An 11,302-nucleotide genomic window follows, 5' to 3' on the forward strand; every position below is an offset into this window, starting at 1 on the left:
CCTCCCGGCTCTGTCGCAAAAGCATATATCCACAGCTTGCAGCCTGTCAGGCTCTATCAACTGCGGGCTAACGTGGACGGCTGTCAGCGATCCATAGCGGCCGCTGGAATTTTCTGCCGGCCTATGCTTAATGACCGCGACAGCGGACGTGGAAAAATAGGCGTTTGTGAGCCGTGGCACCGGTTTTTTGAACAGTGGGCCACACCAGATGCCCTGCCGTAAAAACGGCCTGACATCAGGTCGAATCTGGAGCAATCCACGGCCATTCATTCAAGACGCAAGCACAGCGCCGCCTTCAAAGCCAGTGGCGCACTGAAGTGCGATGCACAGTGCTGAGCTGGCTCAGCAGTTCGCAGTGCCCCCCGGCCGGATTGCTTGCGCTAGCATGGATGCAAGAGCCCCCGCCCCTGCCTGAGCAGGTTTGTTTTTTTGTAGAGAAACGCCTTGATGTCTATCCAGCCACCATCCAAGCACTGGTCCCGCGTGGAGATGCTGCACCAGACCGTACGCAACCCCAACATCCACATCAAAGGCCAGCACAGCTATTACAGCGATGCATGGGATGGCGGCTTCGAGCAGTCCGTGGTGCGCTACCTGTATGGCGATGCCTACAGCCTGCAGCACTGGCAGCCGCAGTGGGAGATCGATCCGCTGTATATCGGCGACTATGTGTGCATAGGTGCCGAGGCGGTGATTTTGATGGGAGGCAACCACACCCACCGGGCCGACTGGTTCAGCCTCTACCCCTTTGCCGACAACATCAGCAATGCCTACCAGGGCAAGGGCCCCACTACCCTGGGTGACGGCGCCTGGATTGGCATGCGCGCCATGATCATGCCGGGCGTGACCATTGGCGAAGGTGCCGTGGTTGCGGCCAACTCCGTGGTCACCCGCGATGTGGCGCCCTATAGCGTGGTGGGCGGCAATCCAGCCCAGTGCATCAAAAACCGCTTTGCAGACAGCGTGATTGCGCGGCTGCTGGCGCTCAAGATCTACGACTGGCCCGCCGAAAAATTCCAGCGTCTGCAGCCGCTGCTGTGTGCCTGCGATATCGACGCGCTGGAGCGCGCCGCAGCCGAGACACTTTGACGAAAAACACCATGCTTGCGTGCTCATGGCCGATCTGCAGGTGCCGAAGACCCCCAAACAATGGTCGCTGGCCATGCCTCAATCCGTAAGGCCGAGCGCTGCGTCATAGCAGCTGTTTACGGAGTTTGGCCAATGTCATTGAGCCAGGCAAAGCGATGTTCCGCACGACTTGGTTTATCAGATTCAAGGCCGCAACTGCTGAAATGTTTTGATAAACGAGCGAACCAGCAAACTATCGCTGCGCTCTTTCATGCAATACACGTAAGTAGTGGTGTGAGCCGGGTCGCCAGTAATGCGCACGGGTGCCAAATTTGGATCTGCGATGAATTCGGCTTCTGATACAGCGCCAATACCAAGCCTTCGAATGACGCCTTCTCGTATGGCTTCACGGCTACCAATTTCCAGGCCAAGTTGTGCTTTGACACCAGCCTGTCTGAGTACTTTTTCGATGGCGGCACGGGTGGTGGAGCCCGGTTCACGCAACAGCAGCGGCTGACCATTGAGCTCTTGGATATCTATCTGACGGCGTTGTGCAAAAGGATGACTTTTGTGCACGAACAAGATGATGGCATGGCGTGCGTACTCATACGCCTGAAACTCAGGGCGCTCATGCATGCCAGCGAGCACGGCGACATCCGTGATGTAGTGCTCCAGGTCGTGCAGCACCTGCTGAGAATTCCCCATGCGGATAGACAACTGCATGCCAGGATGGCATGCACGGTATGACGCAACCATCTCAATGACATGGAATGGACCGACCGCGCCAATTTTCAGCTCCCCCTGATTGAGCTTGCCCGAGTCTCGAAGGAAAAAATCTGCCTCAGATTCGATGGCCACTATTTTCTGAGCCAGAGCCAGCAGCTTGTGACCAGCGCCCGTCAGCGACATTCGATAGCCCTGACGGTGAAACAGCTCAATCTGGCTTTGCCGCTCAAGTGTCGTGATTTGACTGGATATGGTCGGCTGGCTCACTCCCAAGGCGCGGGCTGCAGCACTGAGGCTGCGATGCTGAGCGACAGCTATAAAAGCGCGATAACGGGCAGTGCTCATACAAGTCTCATCTCAAGGATTTATCTATAGAAGGTGTCAAAACTGATTTTGAAACCTTCACATGACAGTCATATGTCTTGCCTAGCATTCAACCCATCGCACCACATACCGTGCTGCGAACGATGCAAATGCAAAGGATGACTTCCATGAAAATGACTCGTAAAGCTTGGCTACAAACATCTATAGCGTCTTTGCTGCTGACGGCTACTGGCGCAGCTTGGGCACAGAACAGCGAATTGCGAGTCGGACTAATTCCGTCAGAAGATGCACAGGCCATGATGCGCGCCAGCCAGCAAGTGATGGAGCAGCTGGAGCAGAAAACTGGTTTGAAGGTCAAGCCCTTTGTCGCCAACGATTACAACGGTGTCATTGAGGCCATGCGCTCAGGCAAGATTGATGTGGCGTACTTTGGCCCCTTCTCCTACGTGTTGGCTGCACAGATGGCCAACGCCGAAGCGTTCGCGATTCCGGTTTCAAAAAAATCAGGCCAAAGCTCCTATCAAAGCATCATCATCAGCAAAAAAGACAAGGGCCCCAGCAGCGTGGCGCAGTTGCAAGGCAAGACTTTTGCGTTCGTGGATCCCAGCTCGGCATCAGGTCACTTGTTTCCTAAAGCGGGCTTGAAAGGCGATGGCGTTGATGCAGACAAATATTTCTCGCGCGTCATCTTCTCTGGCTCACACGATGCAAGCATCATGGCCGTGGCCCATGGCAAGGTAGATGCGGCAGCAGTAGCTAGTCCTATTTTTCAGACGGCAGTGGCCAAGGGGCATGTGAAGGCAGAAGATTTCCAGGTGATCTGGACTTCTCAGCCCATCCCTGAATCACCCATGGCGTGGCGCAAGGGATTAGATGCACAGACCAAGCAAAAAGTAGCCGCAGCACTGGCAGAAATTAAAGGGCTGCCTTGGGGTGACCGGGGTGTACTTAATGGTTTTGCAGCTACCAACGATGCGGCTTACAACGTGGTACGTGATACGGCCAAGACCCTCAATCTGGATCTAGGAAAAATGAAATGATCACGATCCGTAACTTGCGCAAGAGTTATGGCAGCAACCACGTGCTGCATGGCATCGACCTGGATGTGAAAGCCGGTGAGTTTGTGGTCATGCTGGGCCTCTCCGGTGCTGGTAAATCGACGCTGCTGCGTTGTATGAATGGACTCAACCGAGCCGACAGCGGTACGCTGCAAGTCGGTGGAATTGACTTGATGCAAAAGCACTCGCGCCGCGAATTGGCACGTCATGTTGCGATGGTCTTCCAGCACCACAACCTTGTGCCGCGACTGTCGGTACGCAAGAACGTATTGACGGGTCGTCTGGGACAGGTTGGCACGTTTGCTTCAATGATGCAGATGTTCAGGCACAGCGATATCGTGCTGGCTGACCAGTGTTTAGAGCGCGTGGGATTGATCAACAAAGCTGATCAACGCACCCAGGCATTATCGGGCGGGCAAATGCAGCGCGTAGGCATTGCCCGGGCGCTGGCACAGCAGCCAAATGTGATCTTGGCTGATGAGCCAGTGGCAAGCTTGGACCCAAAGACAGCCCGCAGCGTCTTGCAGTACCTCAGGGATGCCACACGAGAAATGGGCATCGCCGTGGTTTGCAATCTGCACCAGGTCGATTACGCCAAAGAGTTCGGTGATCGTGTTGTGGGGCTGGCGCAGGGACGCATGGTCTTTAACGATGTACCCGCTGCCCTGAATGCGGCTGCATTGGATGCGATTTATCACACGACCGATGTGCAATCCAGCTCCATGCCGGCGATGGATGAGGTGCAACCTCGACCTTATGCTCACGAACACGTACCTGCCTACTGCGCAGGAAAATGGATGCCCGCCACTGCCAATGCGGCACACGCAGTGGCTGCTACCGAGAGGGCGTTGTGATGCAAGCGCCACGTTTACATAAGACAAATGCCCGCTGGGTTTGGACGGCAGGCCGCCCGGAAACGACGGGCAGCTGGCTCACCTATGCTGCCTTGGCATTGGGTATTGGCTGGCTGTTGCACTGGAGCGCAGGTGGTGCGCAGATGAGCTGGAGCGAACTGGCTGGTGGCATGCCACAGATCGGGGACTTTCTGTCCCGATCGGTGCCGCCTGACTGGAGCATCTTGCCGCGTCTGTGGGCCCCTGCCATGGAGACGATTCAAATTGCCATCTGGGGTACTTTACTGAGTGTATTGCTCGCCTTGCCTCTGTCATTTATCGCGGCGGGCAATCTTCACAGCTGGCACTGGCTTCGCAGGGTAACTCGCCAATTCATGAACGTGGTACGCAGTATCAATGAACTGATTTTGGCTTTGGTGTTTGTCTCTGCGGTGGGGCTGGGTCCGTTTCCAGGTGTGCTGGCGTTGGCCCTGCACGGCATGGGCATGCTGGGTAAATTTTTTGCCGAAGCAATTGAAGAAATTGACGACGGTCCGCTGCAAGCACTGCGAAGTGCAGGTGCCAGCCAGCTTCAGGTCATCGCCTTTGGCGTCGTACCTCAAGTCATTACCGCTTGGATCGCGGTGGTGCTCTACCGCTTCGAGGTCAATCTGCGCTCAGCCACTGTGCTCGGCATGGTAGGAGCCGGTGGCTTGGGCTTTGAGCTGGTCAGCAGCCTCAAGCTGTTTCGCTATCAGGAAACAGCGACCTGCATCATCGTGATCACGGTGATGGTGATTGCCGCAGACATGGCATCCAACTGGCTGCGCAATCGAATTCAGCAAGGCGCACGCCACTGATTTGGCCCACTGCGCATTCAGTGGTGCGCAATCGAAGCACCACATTCAATCCATCAAAAAATTAGCTTTCTGTGCACTCAGCTCCAGCGCACAGGGCCGATTGCATCCTCAATATTTGAAAAGACTCTGACCGTGTGGAAGTATCACAACCCCGTAAACGTCACTGCAGGCATCAACAGCCTGGATAAATTGCCTGCATTGCTTGCAGGTCGCAGCTGCATTCTGGTGACGTTTCCTGAAGCGCATGAACTCGGGATGATAGAACGTACCCAGCAGCTGGTCGGCAAGCAATTGCACGGAGTCATCGACACCATTGCCCCCAACCCGGATGTCCAATGGCTGGCTCCGTTGTATGAGCAAGTGCAGCGTGAGCATGCAGATGTGCCTGTCATCGTCGCCTTAGGTGGCGGCAGTGCCATTGACTCTGCGAAGGCATTGTTGTGCGCAACCCCCAGCGGCAAGTTTGAACAATTGCTGGAGGTGCTTGAACAGGCAGGCCAATTACCAGCGACCAATCAAACCAATGCACACAAGGCATTGATCGCTATCCCGACAACGGCAGGTACTGGCAGCGAAGTCACGCCTTGGGCCACCATCTGGGACCAAGCAGGCGGGCGCAAGCATTCACTGCATCAGGCATGCACCTGGCCTGAGGCCGCCATCATTGATGCTGGGTTGATGCGCAGCTTGCCTGCCGGTGCGACCCTGGCCTCGGGGCTGGATGCGCTGTCGCATGCACTGGAGTCGATCTGGAACGTCAATCGCAACCCCGTTTCCATATCGCTGGCGGTGCAAGCTGCCCGCCAAGTGATGGCGACGCTACCTGCCTTGATGGACGATCTGTGCAATGTACAGCTTCGAAGCGACATGGCTCAGGCCGCTTTGCTGGCCGGGCTCGCATTCTCCAACACCAAAACGGCGCTGGCGCATTCACTGTCTTACGACATCACGCTGCAGCACGGTGTGCCGCACGGTATCGCTTGCTCATTTAGCTTGCCGTTAGTGCTGGAGATGGCCTTAGGCAGTGATGCGCAGGTTGATGCAGCGCTGCTGTCCATCTTCAACACCATCGAGCCGGCAATTGCCAAAAAATGCCTGTGCGACTTCTTGCAAAAGCTCGGTGTTGCAACAGATCCCACGCATTACGGGATCGAGCCGGGTGCATGGAAAAAAATGCTCGACAAAGCCGCAAACGGCCCGCGAGGTCGCAACTTTATCTGCAGATTGGCAAGTGCCTGATAGCTATTGCATTCACCACAATTCGATTTTTCAAGAGAACCATCCATGAACGCCATCACTGCCGCAGAAATTCAAACGCTCGACACACAAGCGGTTGATCTCTCTCCTTTACAAGCTGTCATTTTCGACTGGGCCGGGACACTGGTCGATTTTGGTTCACTGGCACCTACGCAGATTTTTGTAGAAGCATTTTCGACATTTGGCATCACCATTACGCTGACACAAGCGCGAGGGCCAATGGGTTTGTCCAAGTGGGACCATATCCATCAACTGCTGCAAGACCCTAGTATTGCAGCGCAGTGGAGCAGCAAGTTTGGGCGTAATCCAAGCAATGCTGATGTCGACGAGATCTACGCGCGCTTTATGCCCATGCAAATTGCCAAGGTGGGAGAGTTTTCTGCGCCAATTGACGGGGCCGTGCAAGTGCTGCAATGGCTGCGTGCCAATGGCCTGAAAGTGGGCTCATGCTCTGGCTATCCCCGGGAAGTTCTCAATCAGCTGCTGCCCCAGGCCGCCAAGGCCGGCATCTGTGCGGACCATGTTGTCGCTGGTGATGAACTGCCCTCAGGTGGCCGTCCCGGCCCCTATATGGCGCTGGCCAATGTGCTGGCCTTGGGCATCAGTAATGTGCGTGCCTGCGTGAAGGTGGATGACACTGTCCCCGGTATTGAAGAAGGACTTAATGCTGGCATGTGGACTGTCGGCTTAAGCTTGTCCGGAAACGAAGTTGGCTACAGCGCCGAGGAATACTCGAAGGCTCCACCCGCTGAAATCAATGCCAAAGTGGCTGTGGCTGAGGCCAAGCTTCAAAAATCGGGCGCGCATTACGTTGTGAGGAGTATTGCGGACTTGCCGACGGTCTTGGCAGACATCTGCGAACGTATGCGCCGAGGTGAAGCGCCTGCTGGCTAACATCAGGGTTCAGTGACTGCCTGGCGCGTGCGCAGTCACTGGCCGCTTCGAAGTTAAACGGCTGCAACCCGCCTGGAAACCGCCTCTCCAGAGATGCCATTGAGGGCTGCTTTTTGCCAAATGCAGTGATGAAAAGCCGCCCTAGGGGGACATTTCTTGTGCATTGTTTTTGATGTTTCGCGCCGCTGCGATGAACTCAGAAGGAGGACAGCCGAAGGTCTTTTTAAACGCCACGCAGTAGGCGCTATGACTGTCGTAGCCGCTTTGGGCTGCGACAGTGATGATTGCCCTTCCCTGCAGCAGCATCTCGATGGACTTGATTAAGCGCATCTTTTGACGCCATTGCCCGAAATTCATGCCCGTACTTTTCAAAAAGCGGCGATGCAGGGTCTTGGAAGTCATTGCATAGCGCTGAGCAATGCTGTCGGCATTGTTTGCATGTGAGGGGTGTCGCATCAGGTATTCGCAAACTTCACTCATCTGCTGGTCATCGGGCCACGGCAAATAAAACGGCAGGTGCCCTACCGTTTTCAACTCTTGCACAAGCAGTTGACCTAAAAGCGCATCACGCAGCTGCAAAGGTGGCTCAAGAGGCCCGTAGACCAGGGCCGAGATGATTTCGCGCATCAGAGGCGATACGTTCACGACGCAATCCATCTGCGGCAGCTCTTTTGCGATGTGCTCGGCAATGAAGATGCCATGTGCGGTGACTGCAGTCATTGCCATGAGCTCGTGTTCAACGCAGGGGCGCAGCCACACCGCGGTGGTGGGTGGGACCAGCCATTGCCCGGTAGCCGCCTTGACGAGCAAGACTCCGGTAGATGCATAAATTAAGTGCCCATGCGGATGGCTATGCGGGGGCACGACATGGGCTGCGGGGTAGCACTCCACGACACCCGAGACAGGCAGGTCTGAAGCTGTCTGTGCTTGGCATGGCTCAAGCGCGTGTCCCTGGCGATCTGGTGAAGCAAAGCCCATAAGTTAAATGTCCAAATTGATAAAACGAATGGGTATTTTTTGATAGATACCTCTTTCAAGAAAGTCTAAAGTGCGGGCATTGCTTTACACAAGTCTTTTCCAGTGAACTTTTCGCACACGTTTTCGCTATGCCTACCAGCCCTGTCATTGGATCGGGGTCTGTCCGCATGCGTTTGCGAATCGTCCCAAGCTGGGTTCCCCAGATCCCGACATTAGCCAGCTCCTTGGAGCAGGGAACTCAGCAACTTAGTCCCCCTATATCGAGGCTCCCATGCTGGCTAATCCCTGTGAAAAATACCGCGCTTTTCCTGTCGTTAACTTGCCTGATCGCCAATGGCCATCGCGCACGCTGACAAAAGCTCCGACTTGGTTATCCACCGACTTGCGTGATGGCAACCAGGCATTGTTTGAACCCATGAACCGCGAGCGCAAGCTGCGGCTGTTTCAAGAGCTTGTGCGCATAGGTTTCAAGGAAATTGAAGTAGGTTTTCCGTCGGCCTCGCAAACAGACTTTGACATCGTGCGTCACTTGATCGATGCGCACTTGATTCCTGATGACGTGACACCGATGGTTATTACGCAATTGCGTGAAGATCTAATCGCCACCACCGTGCAAAGCGTAGCTGGAGCGCGCCGTGTAATCGTTCATCTGTACAACGCAATTGCGCCAGCGTTTCGAGAAATTGTCTTTGGCATGGAGGTGCCACAGATCATCGCGATGGTGGAGCACCACGTTCAGCTGCTTAAACGGCTGACACAAGAGCACCCGCAAACCGAATGGGTGCTGCAGTATTCGCCCGAGACCTTTTGCATGGCAGAACTGGAGGTATCACTGCAAGTGTGCAACGCAGCCATTGCTGCATGGAATGCGGGGCCGCAGCGGCCAGTGATCATCAACCTGCCAACCACCGTCGAGGTGTCTACTCCCAATGTGTTTGCAGACCAAATTGAGTGGATGAGCAGGCACCTGGCTCGGCGCGAACACGTCGTGCTGTCGGTCCATCCGCACAATGATCGAGGCACAGGCGTGGCCTGCGCGGAGCAGGCTGTACTGGCTGGTGCGCAGCGCGTAGAAGGCTGCTTGTTTGGAAACGGCGAGCGAAGTGGCAATCTGGATGTGGTGACGCTGGCTTTGAACCTCTACACCCAGGGCATTGCGCCAGGGTTGGATTTTTCCGACATTTCCGGCCTGGCACGCATTGCGGAAGAATGCACTGCGTTGCCAATCCATCCACGCCATCCCTATGCCGGTGACCTGGTGTTCACAGCGTTCTCAGGCTCTCACCAAGATGCAATTGCCAAAGGTTTTGCGGCGCAAAAGCCTGGTGCGCTGTGGCGGGTGCCTTACCTGCCTGTAGATCCCAAAGATCTGGGTCGTACTTACGACAGCATTGTCCGGGTCAACAGCCAGTCCGGTAAGGGAGGGATTGCCTACCTTATGCAACGCGACCATGGCATTGTGATGCCAAGGCGTATGCAGATTGAATTCAGCTCCATTGTTCAGGCGATGGCTGATGCCAGTGAAACGGAACTGTCCAGTCACCAGATCTGGGATGTATTTCAGAGCACCTATTTGGCACCCTGCACGAACGCTGGGTCGATGCAATACATCAGCCACCGGCTATTTGAAGATGCTAGCGGGCAAGGGATTGAACTGCAGTGGTTGAATGAACAAGGCCAGCCCCAGACGAGCATTGGTACTGGCAATGGCCCAATCGCTGCCACCGTTGCAGCGCTGAATCTGCCCATACGCATCGACAGTTATGAGGAGCGAAGCTTGGGCACAGGGGCGCAGGCATGCGCTGTGGCGATTGTTGAAGCGAGCTGCGCAGGTGTAGCGGGTTCCAGATTCGGTGCTGGAAAAGATGCCAATATTGTGAAAGCTTCGGTGCTTGCGGTCCTCAACGCGGCGATGAGATTGAGCCACTGCGCCAGTTAAGGCTATTTTTACTGTCCTTCACCTGACAGTGAGGGACAGTTCTAGCGACTGCTCCTGGGGCCGGATGGCAACAGCTGCAGATCGCCCCCCTGAGCCGACAGCCGAGCCACTCTAAAGTGGTCATTGAAAGACTTGGCTGCCGCAAGACAGTGGATATCAAGCCTTGTCAGCGCTCTGGTGAAGAAGCGATCGACTTGAGGAACGCCCTGGCCTCTAAAGGCTTGGTTATCTCTACCCACTGGAGATGCAAAAAATCTTCATGCTTGCGCAGAGCCGCAAACTTTGACTGGTTTTTTGCATAGCTAGACAGTGACCACAGAAGTATCGAGTCTTTGGAAAAGAGCGCCATGCGCAGCGACTCATGGTTTCCGTGCGACAGGCGCTTTCCAGTGATGCCATGGCTGAGAGTGCGCCAGAGCAGGCGAGAAAATACCGTAAATTGGCTGTAGTTGAGCCACACAACATGCGTGGCTCGTGACCAGAGCACCTCTCGGACAGCGCTGTAGTTGCCATCGGCTATCCAGCGTGTTCCTTGCGTCGCTTCAACCACGGAACGCTTGAACTGCTCGGGTGCAACTGCCTGCCAGCCTAGCCCCCAGTAGTAAGAATCCAATTCAATGTAGGGGCACTGAGTCTGAACTGCCATTTTCTTAGCAAAGGTAGACTTGCCCGCCCCACTTGTGCCAATCACCAAATAGCGCATCGTTGTCCTTTGCTTTTACATCACTGCCAGTCGCTGAGAACGCGTGCCAAGCCTGGGCGCAGGCTGTTTATGTTCGACTCCATTCAGGCATTAGATGAGCTACGCAGCCAGCCTTGAAGCGCTGTCTTAAGGCCTGCTGGGAAAAGTGCAGGCCCGCCTGGCAAATCGAGTTCGGCCAGATCAAACCATCTTGCAGTACATGGTGTTCCGCTGTCTTCATGGAACTCGATGCTGCTGTGCTGCCTGAACATGGCGGTACTGAACACTACTTCGCAAATGAAAAGGACTTCATGGCCGACCTCTCCTTCATGGGTGTAAATATTCTCCATGATCAGGGGAGAGCCTTTTATTTCAACGTCAACGCTCAGCTCCTCTTTGAATTCGCGCATGAGTGCGGATTGCCATTGCTCACCGAACTCGATACTGCCTCCAAGCGGGCGAACACCTTGAAGGCGGCCCTGGTCATCAAAGACCTCTGCAGCAAGGAGCTTGTCTTCTCGCCAGTGCAGTCCAAGTGCTTTGACTTTGATGTGCGCCGGAGGTCTCCACTTGGGTGGGATCATGCGTTGTCTCTCGCCAATGAAGATTAAGTTACGTGCAATTGTGGCCGCAAGGACAAGGACTGCTGATGGCCAATTGCAGCCATCGAGCCATGGCCTGAT

At 55.2% G+C, this 11,302-nt stretch carries 11 protein-coding genes and 1 pseudogene; 7 read left to right on the forward strand and 5 right to left on the reverse strand.

Annotated elements, in window-relative coordinates:
- The first annotated feature begins 447 nt into the window (after positions 1–447).
- Positions 448–1,089: a CatB-related O-acetyltransferase gene (locus IB213_RS15545; RefSeq protein ID WP_191721420.1), complete on the forward strand. Its 642-nt coding sequence runs from the start codon at positions 448–450 to the stop codon at positions 1,087–1,089.
- 183 nt (positions 1,090–1,272) lie between these two features.
- Here the strand turns inward: IB213_RS15545 and IB213_RS15550 are convergent, their stop codons facing one another.
- The gene (locus IB213_RS15550) at positions 1,273–2,139 is read right to left on the reverse strand and encodes a LysR substrate-binding domain-containing protein (protein ID WP_191721419.1); all 867 of its coding nucleotides are present in this window, start codon (positions 2,137–2,139) and stop codon (positions 1,273–1,275) included.
- Between the two features lie 146 nt (positions 2,140–2,285).
- On the opposite strand from IB213_RS15550, the gene phnD reads away from it, so the two are divergent.
- The 5 genes from phnD (at position 2,286) to phnX (ending at position 7,020) form a co-directional block, all read left to right on the forward strand.
- Positions 2,286–3,158, forward strand: a complete 873-nt coding sequence (gene phnD / locus IB213_RS15555; protein WP_191721418.1) for a phosphonate ABC transporter substrate-binding protein — start codon at positions 2,286–2,288, stop codon at positions 3,156–3,158.
- Entirely contained in the window at positions 3,155–4,030 is an 876-nt protein-coding gene (gene phnC, locus IB213_RS15560) for a phosphonate ABC transporter ATP-binding protein (protein WP_192407713.1), read from the forward strand. The genes phnD and phnC overlap by 4 nt, the downstream gene beginning before the upstream one ends.
- Positions 4,030–4,869 (forward strand): phosphonate ABC transporter, permease protein PhnE, encoded by an 840-nt coding sequence (phnE, locus tag IB213_RS15565; protein WP_192407715.1) that lies wholly within the window; start codon positions 4,030–4,032, stop codon positions 4,867–4,869. The genes phnC and phnE overlap by 1 nt, the downstream gene beginning before the upstream one ends.
- A gap of 132 nt (positions 4,870–5,001) precedes the next feature.
- Entirely contained in the window at positions 5,002–6,108 is a 1,107-nt protein-coding gene (psrA, locus tag IB213_RS15570) for an iron-containing alcohol dehydrogenase PsrA (protein ID WP_192407717.1), read from the forward strand.
- A gap of 45 nt (positions 6,109–6,153) precedes the next feature.
- Positions 6,154–7,020 carry a phosphonoacetaldehyde hydrolase gene (gene phnX / locus IB213_RS15575; protein WP_192407719.1) on the forward strand — a complete coding sequence of 289 codons (867 nt, stop codon included), beginning with the start codon at positions 6,154–6,156 and terminating at the stop codon, positions 7,018–7,020.
- Positions 7,021–7,161: 141 nt separating this feature from the next.
- On the opposite strand, the gene IB213_RS15580 is transcribed toward phnX, so the two are convergent.
- Together IB213_RS15580 and IB213_RS18165 are read right to left on the reverse strand one after the other, a co-directional pair.
- Positions 7,162–7,740 carry an AraC family transcriptional regulator gene (locus IB213_RS15580; protein ID WP_225561167.1) on the reverse strand — a complete coding sequence of 193 codons (579 nt, stop codon included), beginning with the start codon at positions 7,738–7,740 and terminating at the stop codon, positions 7,162–7,164.
- 18 nt (positions 7,741–7,758) lie between these two features.
- A pseudogene (locus IB213_RS18165) lies at positions 7,759–7,998 on the reverse strand (AraC family ligand binding domain-containing protein); the annotation flags it as partial.
- Between the two features lie 271 nt (positions 7,999–8,269).
- Between IB213_RS18165 and IB213_RS15585 the strand changes: the two are divergent.
- Positions 8,270–9,937 carry a 2-isopropylmalate synthase gene (locus IB213_RS15585; RefSeq protein WP_192407723.1) on the forward strand — a complete coding sequence of 556 codons (1,668 nt, stop codon included), beginning with the start codon at positions 8,270–8,272 and terminating at the stop codon, positions 9,935–9,937.
- 166 nt (positions 9,938–10,103) lie between these two features.
- Here IB213_RS15585 and IB213_RS15590 read toward each other — a convergent pair whose 3' ends face one another.
- The gene (locus tag IB213_RS15590) at positions 10,104–10,640 is read right to left on the reverse strand and encodes a toxin (protein ID WP_192407725.1); all 537 of its coding nucleotides are present in this window, start codon (positions 10,638–10,640) and stop codon (positions 10,104–10,106) included.
- An 83-nt stretch (positions 10,641–10,723) separates the two neighbouring features.
- On the reverse strand, positions 10,724–11,203 hold the full coding sequence (locus tag IB213_RS15595; RefSeq protein WP_192407727.1) for an NUDIX hydrolase: 480 nt from the start codon (positions 11,201–11,203) through the stop codon (positions 10,724–10,726).
- Positions 11,204–11,302 lie beyond the last annotated feature (99 nt).

Source organism: Comamonas sp. CMM02 (assembly GCF_014851485.1).
GTDB lineage: Bacteria > Pseudomonadota > Gammaproteobacteria > Burkholderiales > Burkholderiaceae_C > Comamonas > Comamonas avium.